The organism is Pseudomonas sp. 25 R 14 (genome assembly GCF_900004755.1).
GTDB classification, from domain to species: Bacteria; Pseudomonadota; Gammaproteobacteria; order Pseudomonadales; family Pseudomonadaceae; genus Aquipseudomonas; species Aquipseudomonas brenneri.
Genome location: NZ_CVTS01000028.1, coordinates 124,388 through 142,854, shown reverse-complemented (window position 1 = coordinate 142,854; position 18,467 = coordinate 124,388). Strand labels below are relative to the sequence as shown.

15 protein-coding genes are annotated in these 18,467 nt (G+C 59.4%); 11 read left to right on the top strand and 4 right to left on the bottom strand.

The window, feature by feature from the left end; all coding sequences use genetic code 11:
- Positions 1-61: 61 nt before the first annotated feature.
- The 9 genes from BFQ03_RS06410 (at position 62) to BFQ03_RS06370 (ending at position 10,096) form a co-directional block, all read left to right on the top strand.
- Positions 62-1,039, top strand: coding sequence for a dipeptidase (locus tag BFQ03_RS06410; RefSeq protein WP_032858660.1), 978 nt, complete (start codon positions 62-64; stop codon positions 1,037-1,039).
- Between the two features lie 69 nt (positions 1,040-1,108).
- Entirely contained in the window at positions 1,109-1,639 is a 531-nt protein-coding gene (locus BFQ03_RS06405; protein ID WP_065942711.1) for a DUF5943 domain-containing protein, read from the top strand.
- Between the two features lie 15 nt (positions 1,640-1,654).
- Positions 1,655-3,715: a dimethylglycine demethylation protein DgcA gene (gene dgcA, locus BFQ03_RS06400; protein ID WP_032858658.1), complete on the top strand. Its 2,061-nt coding sequence runs from the start codon at positions 1,655-1,657 to the stop codon at positions 3,713-3,715.
- A 155-nt stretch (positions 3,716-3,870) separates the two neighbouring features.
- Positions 3,871-5,814 carry a dimethylglycine demethylation protein DgcB gene (gene dgcB / locus BFQ03_RS06395; protein WP_065942710.1) on the top strand — a complete coding sequence of 648 codons (1,944 nt, stop codon included), beginning with the start codon at positions 3,871-3,873 and terminating at the stop codon, positions 5,812-5,814.
- Complete coding sequence (locus tag BFQ03_RS06390; protein ID WP_065942709.1) at positions 5,814-7,034, top strand: electron transfer flavoprotein subunit alpha; 1,221 nt, start codon at positions 5,814-5,816, stop codon at positions 7,032-7,034. The genes dgcB and BFQ03_RS06390 overlap by 1 nt, the downstream gene beginning before the upstream one ends.
- Positions 7,035-7,049: 15 nt before the next feature.
- Positions 7,050-7,820, top strand: coding sequence for an electron transfer flavoprotein subunit beta (locus BFQ03_RS06385; protein WP_032858654.1), 771 nt, complete (start codon positions 7,050-7,052; stop codon positions 7,818-7,820).
- A gap of 97 nt (positions 7,821-7,917) precedes the next feature.
- On the top strand, positions 7,918-8,484 hold the full coding sequence (locus BFQ03_RS06380; RefSeq protein WP_065942708.1) for a GNAT family N-acetyltransferase: 567 nt from the start codon (positions 7,918-7,920) through the stop codon (positions 8,482-8,484).
- A 269-nt stretch (positions 8,485-8,753) separates the two neighbouring features.
- A complete protein-coding gene (locus tag BFQ03_RS06375; RefSeq protein WP_065942707.1) occupies positions 8,754-9,734 on the top strand; it encodes a hypothetical protein in 981 nt (326 codons plus the stop codon).
- Complete coding sequence (locus BFQ03_RS06370) at positions 9,731-10,096, top strand: hypothetical protein (protein WP_032858650.1); 366 nt, start codon at positions 9,731-9,733, stop codon at positions 10,094-10,096. Before BFQ03_RS06375 ends, BFQ03_RS06370 begins: the two co-directional genes overlap by 4 nt.
- Positions 10,097-10,989: 893 nt before the next feature.
- On the opposite strand, the gene gbcA is transcribed toward BFQ03_RS06370, so the two are convergent.
- A complete protein-coding gene (gene gbcA, locus BFQ03_RS06365; protein WP_065942706.1) occupies positions 10,990-12,285 on the bottom strand; it encodes a glycine-betaine demethylase subunit GbcA in 1,296 nt (431 codons plus the stop codon).
- A gap of 281 nt (positions 12,286-12,566) precedes the next feature.
- Between gbcA and gbcB the strand changes: the two genes are divergently transcribed.
- On the top strand, positions 12,567-13,667 hold the full coding sequence (gene gbcB, locus BFQ03_RS06360; RefSeq protein ID WP_065942705.1) for a glycine-betaine demethylase subunit GbcB: 1,101 nt from the start codon (positions 12,567-12,569) through the stop codon (positions 13,665-13,667).
- A gap of 50 nt (positions 13,668-13,717) precedes the next feature.
- Here gbcB and BFQ03_RS06355 read toward each other — a convergent pair whose 3' ends face one another.
- From BFQ03_RS06355 to BFQ03_RS06345, 3 genes are all read right to left on the bottom strand, one after another.
- Entirely contained in the window at positions 13,718-13,918 is a 201-nt protein-coding gene (locus tag BFQ03_RS06355) for a hypothetical protein (protein WP_032858644.1), read from the bottom strand.
- A 186-nt stretch (positions 13,919-14,104) separates the two neighbouring features.
- Positions 14,105-14,920: a nitrilase-related carbon-nitrogen hydrolase gene (locus tag BFQ03_RS06350; RefSeq protein ID WP_065942704.1), complete on the bottom strand. Its 816-nt coding sequence runs from the start codon at positions 14,918-14,920 to the stop codon at positions 14,105-14,107.
- On the bottom strand, positions 14,917-16,362 hold the full coding sequence (locus BFQ03_RS06345) for a purine-cytosine permease family protein (RefSeq protein ID WP_065942703.1): 1,446 nt from the start codon (positions 16,360-16,362) through the stop codon (positions 14,917-14,919). Before BFQ03_RS06345 ends, BFQ03_RS06350 begins: the two co-directional genes overlap by 4 nt.
- A 264-nt stretch (positions 16,363-16,626) precedes the next feature.
- On the opposite strand from BFQ03_RS06345, the gene BFQ03_RS06340 reads away from it, so the two are divergent.
- On the top strand, positions 16,627-18,441 hold the full coding sequence (locus BFQ03_RS06340) for a flavin monoamine oxidase family protein (RefSeq protein WP_065942702.1): 1,815 nt from the start codon (positions 16,627-16,629) through the stop codon (positions 18,439-18,441).
- The last annotated feature ends 26 nt before the right edge of the window (positions 18,442-18,467 follow it).

The window sequence follows — 18,467 nt, the reverse complement described above, 5'->3', positions numbered from 1 at the left end:
TGCTGGCCCCAAAGCGCCGGCAGACGATTCGGCGCATGTATCGCCAATAAGGGGACGCCTGATGAGCCCAGCCGAACTACACGCCGACAGCATCGTTATCGATGGGCTGATCATTGCCAAGTGGAACCGCGACCTGTTCGAGGACATGCGCAAGGGTGGCCTGACGGCCGCCAACTGCACAGTGTCGGTGTGGGAAGGCTTCCAGGCCACGATCAATAATATCGTGGCCAGCCAGACCCTGATCCGCGAGAACAGCGACCTGGTGATCCCGGTGAAAACCACTGCCGATATCCGCCGCGCCAAGGAGCAGGGCAAGACCGGCATCATCTTCGGCTTCCAGAATGCCCACGCGTTTGAAGACCAACTCGGCTACGTCGAGATCTTCAAGCAGCTCGGCGTCGGCGTGGTGCAGATGTGCTACAACACCCAGAACCTGGTGGGCACCGGCTGCTATGAGCGTGACGGCGGCCTGTCGGGCTTCGGACGCGAGATCGTCGGCGAGATGAACCGCGTCGGCATCATGTGCGACCTGTCTCACGTCGGCTCCAAGACCAGCGAAGAAGTCATCCTCGAATCGAAAAAACCGGTGTGCTACTCCCACTGCCTGCCGTCCGGCCTGAAAGAGCACCCGCGCAACAAGTCCGATGCAGAACTCAAGTTCATTGCCGACCACGGTGGGTTTGTCGGCGTGACCATGTTTGCGCCGTTCCTGGCCAAAGGTATCGATTCGACCATCGACGATTACGCCGAAGCCATTGAATACACCATGAACATCGTCGGCGAAGACGCCATCGGCATCGGCACCGACTTCACCCAGGGCCATGGCCAGGATTTCTTCGAAATGCTGACCCATGACAAGGGCTACGCCCGCCGCCTGACCAGCTTCGGCAAGATCATCAACCCGCTGGGCATTCGCACCGTGGGCGAGTTCCCCAACCTGACCGAGACCCTGCTCAAGCGCGGCCACAGCGAGCGCGTGGTGCGCAAGATCATGGGCGAGAACTGGGTCAACGTGTTGAAAGACGTCTGGGGCGAATAAGCCACTGTTTTTTCTCCCCCGGCCATTCGCGCCGGGGCATTACCAAGAATTTTCTGGAGTTGAGTTTCCATGGCCAAGATCGCCCCGCAATTGCCTATTGAAGTCGACAGCGAAACCGGTGTCTGGACTTCCGACGCCTTGCCGATGCTGTACGTGCCGCGCCATTTCTTCGTCAACAACCACATGGGCATCGAAGAAGTGCTGGGTGCTGATGCCTACGCCGAGATCCTCTATAAGGCTGGCTACAAATCCGCCTGGCACTGGTGTGAAAAAGAAGCCGAATGCCACGGCCTGCAAGGCGTCGCGGTGTTCGAACACTACATGAAGCGCCTGTCGCAGCGCGGCTGGGGCCTGTTCAAGATCCAGGACATCGACCTGGATAAAGGCACCGCCAGCGTCAAGCTCGAACACTCGGCATTTGTCTACGTGTACGGCAAGGTCGGGCGCAAGGTCGACTACATGTTCACCGGCTGGTTTGCCGGCGCCATGGACCAGATTCTGCAAGCGCGCGGCAGCAACATCCGCACTGTCGCCGAACAAGTCTACGGAGGCTCCGAAGAGGGCCACGATGATGGCCTGTTCACCGTCAAGCCGTTGTAAGCCGAGGACCGTGCCATGGCTTTCGAAGCAATGTTTGCGCCGATCCAGATCGGCAAACTGACCATCCGCAACCGTGTGCTCAGTACCGCCCACGCCGAGGTGTATGCCACCGACGGCGGGATGACTACCGAGCGCTACATCAGGTATTACGAAGAGAAAGCCAAGGGCGGCATTGGCCTGGCAATCTGTGGCGGCTCCTCCGTGGTGGCGATCGACAGCCCGCAGGAATGGTGGAGTTCGGTGAACCTGTCCACCGACCGCATCATCCCGCACTTCCAGAACCTGGCTGACGCGATGCACAAGCATGGCGCCAAGATCATGATCCAGATTACCCACATGGGCCGTCGCTCGCGCTGGGACGGCTTCAACTGGCCGACCCTAATGTCGCCCTCCGGCGTACGTGAGCCGGTACACCGCGCTACGTGCAAGACCATCGAGCCGGAAGAAATCTGGCGCGTGATCGGCAACTACGCCAGCGCCGCAGGCCGGGCCAAGGCCGGTGGCCTGGACGGCGTGGAGCTATCGGCGGTGCACCAGCACATGATCGACCAGTTCTGGAGCCCGCGGGTCAACAAACGTACTGATGAGTGGGGCGGCAGTTTCGAAAACCGCATGCGTTTCGGCCTGGAAGTGCTCAAGGCTGTGCGCGCCGAAGTCGGCCCGGATTTTTGCGTGGGCATCCGTTTGTGCGGGGATGAGTTCCATCCGGACGGCTTGTCCCACGAGGACATGAAACAGATCGCCAAGTACTACGACGACACCGGCATGCTCGATTTTATCGGGGTGGTCGGCTCGGGATGTGACACCCACAACACCTTGGCCAACGTGATCCCGAACATGAGTTACCCGCCGGAGCCGTTCCTGCACCTGGCGGCCGGCATCAAGGAAGTGGTCAAGTCCCCGGTGCTGCACGCGCAGAACATCAAGGACCCGAACCAGGCCACGCGCATCCTCGAAGGCGGCTACGTGGACATGGTCGGCATGACCCGCGCGCACATGGCCGACCCGCACCTGATCGCCAAGATCAAGATGGGCCAGATCGACCAGATCAAGCAGTGCGTCGGCGCCAACTATTGCATCGACCGCCAGTACCAGGGCCTGGACGTGCTGTGCATCCAGAACGCTGCGACCTCCCGGGAATACATGGGTGTGCCGCACATCATCGAGAAATCCACCGGGCCCAAACGCAAAGTGGTCGTGGTCGGTGCCGGCCCGGCCGGGATGGAGGCCGCTCGGGTCGCTGCAGAACGTGGCCACGATGTGACCCTGTTCGAGAAAAAAGACTTTATCGGTGGGCAGATCACCACCGCGTCCAAGGCACCGCAGCGCGACCAGATCGCCGGTATCACCCGCTGGTTCCAGCTGGAACTGGCACGGCTCAACGTCGACCTGCGCCTGGGCGTGGCGGCGGATGCCGCGACCATCCTCGACCTACGCCCTGATGTGGTGGTACTGGCGGTGGGCGGGCATCCGTTCCTCGAACAGAACGAACACTGGGGCGCAGCCGAAGGCCTGGTGGTCAGCAGTTGGGATGTGCTCGACGGCAAGGTGGCGCCGGGCAAGAACGTGCTGGTGTACGACACCATCTGTGAATTCACCGGCATGTCAGTGGCCGACTTTCTGGCCGACAAGGGCTGCCAGGTCGAGATCGTCACCGACGACATCAAGCCTGGCGTGGCTATCGGCGGTACGTCGTTCCCCACCTACTACCGCAGCATGTACCCCAAGGAAGTGATCATGACCGGCGACATGATGCTGGAGAAGGTCTACCGCGAGGGCGACAAGCTGATCGCAGTGCTGGAGAACGAATACACCGGGGCCAAGGAAGAGCGGGTGGTGGACCAGGTGGTGGTGGAAAACGGCGTGCGCCCGGATGAAGAGATCTATTACGCCCTCAAGCAAGGGGCGCGCAACAAGGGGCAGATGGACGTCGAGGCGCTGTTCGCGATCAAGCCGCAGCCATGCCTGAGCGAACCGGGGGAGGGGTATTTGCTGTTCCGCATCGGCGACTGTGTGGCGCAGCGCAATACCCACGCCGCGATCTATGACGCCCTGCGTTTGTGCAAGGATTTCTGACCCAACACCGAACCAATGTGGACTCGGTCAAAAATGTGGGAGCGGGCTTGCTCGCGAAAGCGGTGTGTCAGTCGATACATCCGGTGGCTGATGCACCGCCTTCGCGAGCAAGCCCGCTCCCACATTAGAGCTGTGTGGTCTGTGGGAGCTTCACCATGTTGAACACCCTTCTTCCGATTCTCCTGTTTGCAGCCCTGGGCCTCGCTGTCCTCGGCGCTTTGCGTCGGGTGAACATGTGGCGCCGTGGCCGTGCCGCCAAGGTCGACCTGCTGGGCGGCCTATTGGCCATGCCCAAACGCTACATGGTCGACCTGCACCACGTGGTCGCCCGTGACAAATACATCGCCAACACCCACGTTGCTACCGCGCTGGGCTTTGTGTTGTCGGCGTTGCTGGCGATTCTGGTGCACGGTTTCGGCCTGCAGAATCGCATCCTCGGCTACGCCTTGCTGCTGGCCTCGGTATTGATGTTTGTCGGCGCCACTTTCGTCTATCTGCGTCGACGCAACCCACCCGCGCGCCTGTCGAAAGGCCCGTGGATGCGCCTGCCGAAAAGCCTGATGGCGTTCTCGGTCAGTTTCTTCCTGGTGACTTTGCCGGTGGCCGGGATCCTGCCCGCCGACTTCGGGGGCTGGCTGCTGGCTGCGCTGCTCGGTGTGGGCGTGCTGTGGGGCGTGTCGGAGATGTTCTTCGGCATGACCTGGGGCGGGCCGATGAAGCACGCGTTTGCCGGTGCCCTGCACCTGGCCTGGCACCGTCGCGCCGAACGTTTTGGCGGTGGCCGTTCCACGGGCCTCAAGCCGCTGGACCTGAGCGACAAAAGCGCGCCATTGGGCGTGGAAAAACCCAAGGATTTCACCTGGAACCAGTTGCTTGGTTTCGACGCTTGCGTGCAGTGCGGCAAGTGCGAAGCCGCGTGCCCGGCCTTCGCTGCCGGCCAGCCGTTGAACCCGAAAAAGCTGATCCAGGACATGGTGGTCGGCCTGGCCGGTGGCACCGATGCCAAGTTCGCTGGCAGCCCGTATCCGGGCAAGGCCATTGGCGAGCACAGTGGCAACCCCCATCAACCGATCGTCAACGGCCTGGTGGACGCCGAGACCTTGTGGTCCTGCACCACCTGCCGCGCCTGCGTCGAAGAGTGCCCGATGATGATCGAGCACGTGGACGCCATCGTCGATATGCGCCGCCACTTGACCCTGGAAAAAGGCGCGACGCCGAACAAGGGTGCCGAAGTCCTGGAGAACTTGATCGCCACCGACAACCCCGGTGGATTTGCCCCGGGCGGGCGGATGAACTGGGCGGCGGATTTGAACCTGCCGTTGCTCGGCGATAAGCACACCACCGACGTACTGTTCTGGGTCGGTGACGGTGCCTTCGACATGCGTAACCAGCGGACCTTGCGCGCCTTCGTCAAAGTGCTGAAGGCGGCCAAGGTCGACTTCGCTGTGCTGGGCCTGGAGGAGCGCGACAGTGGCGACGTGGCCCGGCGCCTGGGCGATGAGGCCACCTTTCAACTGTTGGCCGCACGCAATATCCAGACCCTGGCCAAGTACAGTTTCAAGCGCATCGTGACCTGTGACCCTCACAGTTTCCACGTGCTGAAAAACGAATATGGCGCCTTCGACGGCAATTACCGGGTGCAGCACCACAGCACCTACATGGCCGAACTGATCGACGCTGGCGCGCTGAACCTGGGTCAGCACAAAGGCAACAGCGTGACCTATCACGACCCGTGCTACCTGGGCCGTTACAACGGCGAGTACGAGGCACCGCGCCAAGTGCTGCGGGCGTTGGGGATCGAGGTCAAGGAGATGCAGCGTTCGGGCTTTCGCTCCCGTTGCTGTGGCGGCGGGGGCGGCGCGCCGATCACCGATATTCCTGGCAAGCAGCGCATTCCCGACATGCGCATGGAAGACATCCGCGAGACCGGCGCCGAACTGGTGGCCGTCGGTTGTCCACAGTGCACGGCGATGCTCGAAGGGGTGGTCGAGCCACGCCCACTGATCAAAGACATTGCCGAGTTGGTGGCGGATGCCTTGCTCGAAGAGCCTGCACCGGCCAAGACCCCGAATTCGCGTGAACCTGCGGAGGTGCACTGATGAGCGACATTATCCGCCGCGACCCACGGGCCGAATGGATCGCCCGCAACCGCCTGCACCCGCTGCATGCGGCGATGCAACCGGAGCAGCACAGTTGGATGGGGCCTAACGGCATCCTCCGCAAGAATGTGCACGGCATTGGTTTTATCGGCCCCAACGGCATCAAGCGTATCGACCGCAGCGGCGCCCAGCAGGGTGGCGCCACCAAGCGCACGGCAGCCGTGCAAGTACAGTTGCCGCTGCACCAGGTGCCAGCCCCGGCGTTCTACATCAACGTGGTGCCGGATATGGTCGGCGGCCGCCTGAGCAGCCACGACCGCGACTTGCTGGGCCTGGCGCGGCAACTCGCCGGCAGCGACGGTGCAGTGCTGGCGGTGGTGTTTGGCGAGCATAAGGAAAGCGCGTTCGACACCGCCGGCGTGGACCGCCTGTTGGTGCTGGACGGCCACGAGTTTGACGGTTATTCACCGGAGCAACGGGTCCATGGCCTGCGGGCTGTGGATAACCAGTTCAACCCGCGTCATTGGCTGCTGCCCGACAGCCGCAACGGTGGCGGTGAGCTGGGACGGCGTTTTGCGGCGAGCCTCAAGGAACGCCCGGCAACCCGGGTGTGGCAGATCAAGGGCAACGAGTGCATCGGCCGTGCCGGTGCGGGCCGGGAAGACCTGGCGCGAGCGCTGCCAAGGCTGATCCTGGCGGCGGTGGAGTGTGCCGATCCGGTCAGCGATACGCGACACGAAGTATTGCCAGTGGAGTTATCCACAACCCTGGCGCGCAGCTTGCCGCGTATCGAGGATTTGGGCGCGGTGGCGGTGGATCCCGGTGCGATTCCCATGGCCGAGGCCGAGTTTATTTTCTCCGGCGGCAACGGGGTCAAGGATTGGGACCTGTTCCACCAGACCGCTGCCGCCCTGGGGGCTACCGAAGGTGCGTCGCGGGTGGCCGTGGACGATGGCTTCATGGCCCGTGATCGCCAGGTCGGCGCCAGTGGTATTTGGGTCACCGCACGGGTGTATGTGGCCGTGGGGATCTCCGGGGCGATCCAGCACCTGCAAGGCATCGGGGCCTGCGACAAGGTGGTGGCAATCAACCTGGACCCGGGTTGCGACATGATCAAGCGTGCCGACTTGTCGGTGATCGGTGACAGCGCTGAAATTCTCCGGGCCTTGATCGCTGCGGTCCAGGCCCACCGCAACGGCGCCAAGCGCGATGCGGCATAAGCAAAGGATATGGCCATGACGACCCATGTAATCAGCCTGGTATCCATCGGCGCCCACCCGACCTCCGGCCGGCCACGCCGCGCCGAGCAGGATGCGCGTGCCGTCGAGCTGGGGCTGCAACTGGCTGGGGATAACCTGCAAGTGCTGCATGCCGGCGACATCGCCGAACCGACCCTGCGCGCCTACCTGGGCATGGGGCTTGCGCAGTTGCATGTGCTGGAGCAACCGGCCGGCGCGGATGCCTTGCCGGTACTCGGCGACTATCTACGGGACGCTGGCGCCCAGGTGGTGCTTACCGGCAGCCAGGCGGAAACCGGCGAAGGCTCGGGCATGTTGCCCTTCCTGTTAGCCGAGCAATTGGGCTGGCCACTGATTGTCGGGCTGGCCCAGGTAGAGTCCATCGACAGCGGTGTGGCCCATGTGCTGCAAGCCTTGCCGCGTGGGCAGCGGCGGCGCCTGAAGGTGCGCCTGCCGTTCCTGGCCACGGTGGATAACGCCGGGCCCAAGCCTCGGCAAAGCGCCTATGGCCCGGCCCAGCGCGGCCTCCTACAGGAGCATGACGTGCAGGTGGTGGACGATGAGTTATTCACCGGCGCCGTGCTGCAACCGGCCAAGCCTCGACCCAAACGTCTCAAGGTGATCAAGGCCAAGAGCGGCGCCGACCGCATGAAGGCTGCGACGGCCAAGGCCAGTGGCGGCGGTGGGCAGGTGCTCAAGGGCATCGGTCCTGAGGCGGGTGCGGACGCGATTCTCAAATTGCTGATTGAGGAAGGCGTGGTTCGATAGGGCCGAAATAATCACTCATACATGCGATTGCCGGTGAATTTGCCGGCACCATGGAGGGCGACTAAACAAAGAACTTTCAACTAAAGGAATCAGCCCTATGCCCATCCTGTTTCGTCCGGCACTACCTGCCGATGCACGTGATATTGCCCGCCTGTTTCTGATTTCTTCGGAGGGCGCTGCCGCTTACATCTGGAGCCAACTGGCAGAGCCGGGCCAGGACCTTGTGGACGTTGGTACCCGTCGTTATGCACGTTCGGGGGTGGATTTCTCCTATGAGAATTGCCTGATCGCCGAATCGGAAGGCGCGGTGGTGGGCATGATGCACAGCTATGTCATGCGCCATGACCCGGATGCAGAGCCGGTTACCGATCCCGTCCTTGCGCCCTACGCGGACCTGGAAATCCCCGATACCTTATATATTTCCAGCCTGGCGCTGTACGAAGGTTGGCGTAACCAAGGCCTGGGCGTGCAATTTCTTGCCCATGCCCGAGAGCGGGCCGACCGCCTGGGGCTTATTGGCTTGAGTCTGATTGACTATGCGGCCAATACGGGGGCCCTGAGGTTTTACACGCGCCATGGTTTTCGTATTGTCGGCAGTTGTCAGATAACCCCACACCCGATGCTGGCTGTGACCGGTGAAGCCTATTTGATGCAGTATCCGTAATCTTTGATTGCGGTTACCCACAATCCTTGTTGACCCATCTGTGGATAAGGGAGACGCCCGATCCAGAGTTGCCCCCAGCCTTGCGTCACTCCCTTGCGCGACGGCTGTGATTTATTGGATGTGATCGGGCGCAGACTGCAAGCGTTGTCAGCCGGATTTCCAACCTGCGTAGTCCACTTCTGAATCCGTCATAACAGCCCCTTCCTCGTCTTACACCTGCTGTGGTGCCTACTTATAGTCGGACGCTACAGTCCGGGGAGGTGCAGGCAATGCAGGGACCTTATGCATTTATCAACGAACGACCACAACCCTATTCATTGCTCAAACTAAGCTTGTCGCTTGATCCTCATATCCATACCAAGTTCGACACCCTCAACCCACATATCCGCAACACCGTGGTATTACCTGGGCAACTGGTGATTATCGAGGACAGACGTACAGCCTCCTGCACGGCTGAAGAGGCGCAGTTGATGCAGTCGGCAGAAAATGTAAAACGTGCGCTTTTGGCTCACTCCGCGGCTGATCAATTCTTGATCGAAAACTACGATCAATTGAAAAGCATCATGGCCGATGCCTCCATTGGAATCGGCAGTGCCAGCAGTGCCTGGAGCAAGCATTTGGAGGGTATCGAAAATACCCTGAAGGATATCGACGGCTTACATAAGCAGTACTTGAGCAAGGGCACTTTGGGCGCAAAGGATGAGTTCTTGGTAAAGCGTAGAGCCTTGTTCATTCGTCTCGACAACCAACTCCGGGGAATGGCCCGTTTTGGCTCCGGGCTCAAAAATGCAGGCTCGATCAAAAGGATGTTAGGGATCTCCAGTAAAAGCTATTTGCATCAGGGAGAAATTCGCGGGTATGAGCAAACCGTTAAGCGGGTAGCCAGGGCTTCGGAGTTGTTGAAAAAAGGTACTTATATTGGCTTGGCGTTGGATGTTGGGGTGAGTGCGCTGGGCGTTAGGGAGGCGTGTTCGTTGGGGCGTGAGGAGGAGTGTACGCAGGCGAAGTATGTGGAGGGTGGGAAGCTCGTGTTTGGGGTTGCTGGTGCATACGGTGGAGGTAAAGCAGGAGCCCTAGCAGGAGTGATAGCGTGTGCAGTTGTTTTTGGTATTCCCACGGGAGGTGCTGGAGCACTAGTCTGTGCCATTGTTGATGGCGCATCTGGAGGTTTGGCTGCGGGTGCTTTGGGAACAAGTGTTGGAGAGTTTTCAGGTACGCGACTGTATGAAGCGTCACGAGGTCCCGAATGATCCTAGAAGTTACTGGAATAATCGCAGCCATCTGCATGCTGCTAGTAATGCCTTTGGATGTGTATCTAGCACATACAAAGCTTGAAATTGCAGAGAGCTATTTTGAAAAAAGCATCTTTATTAATGACACCAAGAACATGCTTCGCAACCAACACTTTAAAGGCGCTCCTGTCCGGTTAATGGCGATAGCTGCTGTGTTATTGATGCCTCAGATGTTCTATTGGCGAAAACTTGTTCTTCCTGAAGAAGTGAAGAGCGTACCTGGGAATCTAAAACTCTGGATGGTCGCCCCTTTACTATTCACCCTGTTCACGCTAGCCATTCTGGTCATAGCGTGGTTGGGCGGAGCCTATGAACTATAAAAGTGTCGGCCGCCTCAAGGAGGAAGGTTCATATAGTCGAATCGGCTTACCCACAATCCCTGTTAACCCACCTGTGGATAACCTGTTCGCGGCTGTCCACATCCCAATAGAATCAAGCCCTACAGCCCTCTGTACGAAAAACAACCAACCTAAGCGACGGTTTTTACTGGGCTTTTTCTGTGGATAAGGAAAAACTCCGACCCAGAGTTGCCCCCAAAGTCTGTTGGTGCTTCTGTGGATAAGATGTTCGCTACCCGCTACAGGCCTTATAGATAAAGGCTTGTAGTGGTCTGGTTGAAATATGATCAATATTGCCATTTCAGCTTGAATCTTCGCGCAAAGCCTCGATTTTGCTCGGTTTCAGATGGTTTTCCACAGATAGGCCAAAGTTGCCCCCAAAGTCTGTTGGCGCTTCTGTGGATAAGGTGTTTGCGTTCTGCTGTAGGCCATGTAAAACGTGGCCTGTACGCTTATGGTTGAAATATGATCAATATAGGGTGAAACCCGCTTATTTGAATAAGTCACGGATTTTCTTGGTTTTATTTCGAGGGGAGAGAGCAGTTGCCCACAATTGCTGTGGGTGGGTTTGTGGATAAGTTGTTGGGCGATGGCTGGAGGGCAGGGTAACAGCGGGCTGGCGGCGCGATGATCAATTTCTGACCAAGTGGAGAGCCAAACTGTGGGAGCGGGCAAGCCCTAATGCCAGTCAGTTAAACGGATTCTGCTTTCTGTAGGAGCGAGCTTGCTCGCGAAGGACGTCAACGATAACGCGTGTTTGCTAGGTAAACGCGGCGCTCTCAAGTTCTTCGCGAGCAAGAACTAGGCGTCCCCCTCGCTCCTACAAAAAGGCTTAACTGACTGGCGCTCCCACAGTTTGATGCTCGGTGGGTCAGTTACTCGTGTGCGGCAACGCCCTTGAGGTATGGCGCCGGTGCCGCTCCCAGGTTGTTGAGCATGCGTTCGCTGTACCAGTCCACAAAGTTCACCACGCCAAATTCATAGGTCTTGGAATACGGCCCTGGCTGGTAAGCGGTGGAGTTGATCCCACGCTGGTTCTCTTCGGCCAGGCGACGGTCCTGGTCATTGGTCGCGTCCCACACCTGGCGCATGCGCTCGACGTCGTAGTCCACACCTTCCACGGCGTCCTTGTGTACCAGCCACTTGGTGGTGACCATGGTTTCCTGGGCGCTGATCGGCCACACCGTGAAGACGATGATGTGATCGCCCATGCAGTGGTTCCACGAGTGGGGCAGGTGCAGGATGCGCATCGAGCCCAGGTCCGGGTTCTGGATCCGGCCCATCAATTTTTTGCAGCCCTGTTTGCCATCCAGGGTCATGGAGACGGTGCCCTTGAGCAGCGGCATGCGCACGATGCGGTTACGCAGGCCGAAGCTGGCGTGGGCGTAAGGGATTTTTTCGGCGTCCCAGGCGGCAGCAGAGGCAGCGACGTGGTCCTTGAAGGCCTGGTCGGCCCGAGGGTCGGTGACGTCGTCCCATTCCAGCAGGGTTTTCAGCAACTCGGGGTGCGAGGCGTTGCAGTGGTAGCACTCGCGGTTGTTTTCCAGCACCAGTTTCCAGTTGGCTTTTTCGAACAAGGTGGTCTGGATCGCCACCTTGGTGTTTTCCATGTCGTAGGGTTCCATGTAGTGGTTCAGCGTCGACAGAAAGTCATCGATGGCCGGCGGGTTCTCGGCCAGGCTGATAAAGATGTAGCCGCCGGAGGTCTTCACGTTCACTGGCTTGAGGCCGTATTGCTTCATGTCGAAGTCGGTGCCCATCTCGGTGCCGGCGAACAGCAGGCGCCCGTCGAGTTCGTAGGTCCACTGGTGGTAGTGGCAAACCAGCTTGGCGACCTTGCCCTTGTCGCTGGTGCACAAGCGCGAACCGCGATGGCGGCAGACGTTGTGAAAGGCATGCACCACGCCTTCGGCACCACGAATCACGATGATCGGGTTTTTGCCGATCTGCAGGGTCAGGTAGTTGCCCTTGGTGGGGATTTCGCAAGTCATGCCGGCGATCAACCATTCCTTCTGGAAGATCTCCTGCATGTCGATATCGAACAGTCGCTGGTCAGAGTAAAACGGCTGCGGCAGCGAGAACGTGCGCTCGCGTTCTTGCAGCATTTGTGCGGTGGCCTTGCGTGCGGGTTCCAGCGGATCGCCCAAGCTCAGGGTTGCGGTGACGTCCATCGTGTGTGTCCTCAAGGCCATTCTGTGTGGCCGCGATAAGTGGCTAATCAGGTTTGCAGCAAGGCGTAAAGAAAGCGTCGTTGTTGGCTGCGAGTGTGGGCCCGGCGCTGCCCGCAACCTTATCCATTAACGACATGGCCCACTCTGTTCCCGACGCGCAACCCCAGTGGTATGGGGGCTGGTCGCGATAAGTATGCGAATGTCGCAGATAGGTAAATGGCAGGTAGCGGCCTTACGCAGAATCGCCAGCATCAAGCCGAACTACGGCCGTGGAGAACAGCATGTCCAACAGCTTCCTGAATCCTGTCACCACCCAGACCTGGGCCAATGGTCGACACATTGTCCGTTGCGTCAAAGTCATCCAGGAAACCTGGGACGTGCGCACCTTCTGCTTTATGGCTGACCAGCCGATCCTGTTCTTTTTCAAGCCGGGGCAGTTCGTCACCCTGGAGTTGGAAATCGAAGGTCAGCCGATCATGCGCTCCTACACCATTTCCAGTTCGCCGTCGGTGCCCTACAGCTTTTCGGTGACGATCAAGCGCGTACCGGGCGGACGGGTTTCCAACTGGCTGCACGACACCCTGCATGAGGGGCAAGAGCTGGCGGTACACGGCCCGGTGGGGTTGTTCAATGCCATCGACTTCCCGAGCCCGAAGGTGTTGTACCTGAGCGGTGGCGTGGGGATCACGCCGGTGATGTCCATGGCCCGTTGGTTCTATGACACCAACGCGAATGTCGATATGACGTTTATCCACAGCGCGCGCTCGCCCAAAGACATCATCTACCACCGTGAGCTGGAACACATGGCCTCGCGGATCGACAACTTCAGCCTGCACCTGATCTGCGAGAAGCACGGTCTGGGTGAACCCTGGGCCGGGTATCGCGGGTACCTGAACCACAAGATGCTGGAACTGATGGTGCCGGATTTTCTTGAGCGCGAAGTGTTCTGCTGCGGCCCCACGCCCTACATGAATGCGGTCAAGCGCTTGCTGGAAGTGGCCGGTTTCGACATGGCGCGTTATCACGAGGAGTCTTTCGGCGCCACGCCGCCGGAAGCCCGTGCCGACGCGGTGGAGCAAGCCGAACAAGCAGCGGACGCGCCGGAAGTTGACCTGGCGGACCTGCACCAGGTGGAGTTCATTGCGTCTGGGAAAAGCATCCGTGTGGCGCCGGGCGAAACAGTCCATGCGGCGGCGGCCAAGCTCGGCCTGCTGATCCCCAAGGCCTGCGGTATGGGGATTTGCGGGACCTGCAAGGTCATGAAGCTGGGCGGCGAAGTGGAAATGGAGCACAACGGCGGCATCACCGAGGAAGACGAAGCCGAGGGTTACATCCTGTCGTGCTGCAGCGTGCCCAAGGGGGATGTGCGCATCGAGTTCTAATCCCCCGCTGATCGTTCCCCCGCGAAGGTGGGAACGATCAGGCGGTAGGATTAACGTGCGTAGATGTGGATCGTGAATTGCTCGCCAGAAGCTGTCGGTTCGAAGACTTTTTCAGTGATTCTCAACGTCCTGCCAGGTTCCTGGATGATGTCACCGACTTGCGCCAGTTTCCTGAAGTCATCCCAGCCGACAAGGGTGGTTGATAGTTGAGTGTCATTTTGCAGGATGTTGCCGAAGTTTTGATTTTCCATGGTGTAGCCCTCTGCTGGATTTCCGTTTCCGGCCGATTGTTCGGCAGGCAGTCTGGCCCAAAAGGCGGCCTCTGCAGCGGCCTTTTCCTTGCGGGTTCCAAGATCCTAGTCCATGAAAAACGGGTTGGTAGCTGTCAGAAATATCAAAAAACAGTCTCGGCAATTCGCCAGTATGCAGCGCAGGGTTCAGTACAAAACCGGCCGACGGTCTTGATGTACGTGGTTGTGCTCGCTGATGAATTTGTCCCTGGCCTGGGCCAGCGGCAGGTCAGCCACCAGGCGCTGTTCTTTCTGATGTGAGACTGCACCGGCCAAGGGGTAGCCATCGGCGTCGACAATCACGGATCCCCCCACCCAGTTGACGCCCCGCTCTTCGCCATGACGGTCGCAAGCGGCGATGAACATGCGGTTGACTGCGGCATTGGCCTGGACCCGGACTATTTCTGCCGGCCTCTCGTCAGCTGGGCGCGGGCCGTCCGGCCAGTTCACGGGAGCGCAGAGCAGGTCGGCCCCGGCCAGTGCCGCCAGGCGTACCCACTCGGGCAATTCCAGGTCGTAGCAGATCATCATGGCGATGCGTCCGACAGCGGTTTCGACCAGCGGTGGGGGCTCGTTGCCGGGGGTGAAGATCAATTTTTCGCGACCCCACAAATGCGCCTTGCGGTACACCGTCAGCCTGGCGTCGGGTTCAATCAGCGCTGCACTGTTGGCTAGGCGGCCAGCATCCAGCCGCTCACAAAACCCGGCCACGACAATGATGCCCAGCTCGCTCGCGAGGGCTTTCCACAGGGTGAGTGTCGGGCCATCCAGATCCTCGGAGACCGCCAGGGCTTCCTGGCGGTCATTGAACACGTAGCCGCTTTGCATCAACTCCGGCAACACCACCACCTGCGCGCCCAGCGCCGCCGCACCGCGAATAGCCTCGGCACTGAGTGCGCGGTTGTGTTCCACATCGGCGATGCGCGGTGCGAGTTGGTGACAGACGACACGTAGGGTATTCATGGATTATTACCTTCCAGCATGGCCTCGCTGGCGACAATGGCACGGCGTTCGGCATCACGGTCAAGGTTGCGGCTCATCATGCAATAGATGGCCGCGGAAACGCCCAGGCCAATCACGAACGCGATGTCAGCCCCGCCCAGCGCCACGGCGGCCGGCCCTTCATAGAAACTCAGCGACATGAACGGGATCATCGACACCAGGCCCAGGCAGTACGCAACCATGCCTGCCTTGCCCCATTGGCCATAGATGCCGGCGGGGTTGAAGATGTCGCTGATGGCGTATTGGCCTTTGCGCACCAGGTAGAAGTCCGCGAGGTTGACGGCGGTCCACGGCACCAGGAAGTACAGCATCAGCAGCACAAACGTGTTGAAACTGGCCAGGTAGCTGTCAGGAATGCTCAAGGCAATCAGGAAAATGATCACCGCTACCAGGCCGATGCCGATGACACGGCTCTTGAGGCGCGGCTGGATCTTCACGAAGCCGTCGATGGCACTGATACCGGTCAGCATCGCGCCATAGCAGTTGACTGCCATGATGCCAACCAGCGCTGGCACCGCGATCAGCACGGTAAAGGTGCCGAAGCCGGGAATCACTTGGTTGCCCACGGTGCGCACGCTGCCGATGGCATCGGGCGAAGGCAGGGCCGAGGCCAGGAACGCGCCCAGGGACATCAGCCACAGGGCCGAGCCGGCAGCGCCCAGGTATGTCCAGAAAATCACCCGGCGCGACGGGGTTTGGTGAGGCAGATAGCGCGAGTAATCCGAGACATAGACGGCGTAGCTGATCTGATAACCGGCGGCGGCGCTGAGCTGGATCAGGAACGCTGACCAGGAGAAATGCGCCTCGGCCACCGCCGCATCGGCTGACAGGCTCATCAAGGCGGCGACGGTCAGCACCGCGAACACGCTGATCATCACGTAGGTCAGCCAACGTTGCACGGTGTGCAGCAAGTCATGGCCGATCACCGCAATCACCACCGCAAGGATGATCATCAGCGCATACCACGGCGCCCGGCTCCCCGGCAGGACCGTGTTGATGGCATCGGTGGCGAGGATCACGTTGAACACGTTGAAGCCGATGTACACAAAGATCACGGCAATGAACGGCACGATCGCCCCGCGCAGGCCGAACTGGGCCCGCGACTGGATCATCTGCGGCAAGCCCATGCGCGGGCCCTGGTTGGCGTGGAAGGCCATGGCGAAAGTGCCCAGGCCCACGCCGATGACAATCGCCAGGATTGCATAGACCAGGCCCAAGCCCAGCGCAGCACCGGTGAACCCGGTGACCATGGTGGTGAGGACGAAATTGCCGGTGAACCAAAAGGGACCTTGGTGCCAGACTTTGCCGTGCCGTTCGTTGCGCGGCACATAGTCAATGGAACGGGTCTCGATTTTCAGGCCGGGTGTGACGGGAGGAGCCGTCTTGTCAGATAGGGTGGTCATAGATTCACGGCTTGTTTTTATAGTGAGTGCCGCAGCATCGGATAACTGATGAGCCAATTGAATCGTGATCTATAAATAATCACTTCAGACTTTTCGTAAGTAATGGGTTTTCGTTAATGGCGATGGAGCCCCGCAGTCTTATTGCAAAGCGATATAACTGCAGCCTAGAAGATCTTCTAGGCTGATCCTCAGTCCCGTCGCAGTCACCTTTAGCCTTGTAGTAGAGGGTGGACAATCACCCAACCAACCTGCAAGGAAGCAATCATGTCTGCAATTCCCTCCCGTTCCCAAGGTGCCCAACGGCTGCTGAACAACAACGTTACGGCGCTGATTCCTGATTTCCCTTTTCATTACGCCTGGTATTTATTGCGGGCGGCCATGCTTAAGCAGCCTCTGGGTCGCGTCCCCGAGGAGCAACTGGGGGCCCAGGTGCTGATTGTCGGTGCCGGCGTATCCGGGTTGGTTGCTGCCTATGAGGCCATGCGCATGGGCCTGCATCCGATTGTGGTAGAGGCCTCTGGCCGTATCGGTGGGCGGCTCTACTCCCACGTGGTAGGTGATCGCAACGACCCCCAGAACCGGGTGATTTGTGAGTTGGGAGCCATGCGCTTTCCCAAATCCGGCAAGGCGTTGATGCACTACTTTGATAAGGTTGGGATGAGCACCAATTCGGCGGACTTTCCCAACCCTGGTTCACCTGCTGCGCCCAGTACCGTTGTCGACTATAAGAATGAGCAGACTTATTACGAGCGCGATAATCTCCCGGATAAATACAGAAGAATCGAGGACATGTTCTTCGACGATTTTCTGGCGCAGGACCCGATCCGTTTCGCTGACATGGAAGCTGCGATGAGTGAGGGGCAGGTGAATCAGGACGAAATCAAGGCCATCTGGAACACGATCCTGAGGGCGGGATGGGATGGCCTCAGTTTCTATGCCGCCATGGTCGAACAGGCCAAGTGGAGCCGTGAAGACATCGACCTGTTTGGCCAGATCGGCTTCGGCACTGGCGGCTGGAACACGGACTATCCAAACTGTTTCCTGGAAGTGCTGCGGGTGCTTTATACCGGCCTGGATACCAACCATACCTTGATGTACGACGGCTCCAGCGAACTGCCCCAGCGCTTATGGAGCGGCACGCCGGCTTCGTTCGGCGACGCTCTGGTCCATTGGCCGGCGGACACGACTGTGGAGAGTCTGACGCGTCGGGAAATCGCCGATCCTCTCAACCAGGAGGTCCGGCAGATCATTCGCCTGAAAAATGGCACGTTCGATGTGTACCTGCATGACAACAAGTTGGACAGCGACACCCTGCGCAACTTTAAAAGTGTGGTCTATACGCCACACGTGCGGATACTCGACAAGTTCCGCTATATGGATGGCAAGGAACGTTTTACCTCAATGAACAATTTGCTGCCCCAGGCTACCTGGGAGGCGGTCATGTATACCCACTACATGCAGTCGGCGAAAATCTTCGCCACCACCCGCCGGCCGTTTTGGAGTGATCTCGAGGGTGGTCGCTACAAGATGAGCGTGACCTTGTCGGATCGCCTGACCCGTGGCACATACCTGTTGGACTACGGCCCAGGTAACGGGGTGAACAAGGGCAGCGGGATGTTTCTTTCATATACCTGGAACGATGACAGTCTGAAGTTTCTGGGAGACCGTAGCGCGCCGTTGCCGTCCCATGTCCAGTTGTGCACAACCTTGCTGGATACCGTGTACGCCAACACGCAACTGAACCTGGCCGCCGAGTTCGGCATGGTTGACCCCTTTGTCGAGATCAACTGGGAAGACGAGCCGTTTTACCTGTGTGCCTTCAAGATGAACCTGCCGGGGCAGTATGAGTATCAGCGACTGCTGTTTTCCCAGTTCATGAGCGGTGTGAAGGAGGGCGAGCCGGACGGTTTCATTCTGTCGGGAGATGACATCTCCTGGACCGGTGGCTGGGCCGAGGGCGCTGTGACCACAGCCTTGAATGCGGTGAACAAACTGGCGGTGACATTTGGCGGTGGGGCGTTCGAAAACAATCCCGGGCCTATTGACCAGTGGGATGCCTTGCAACCCCTCCAGTTGTAGAAATCGGCTTGCCGGCGGTGGCGGTC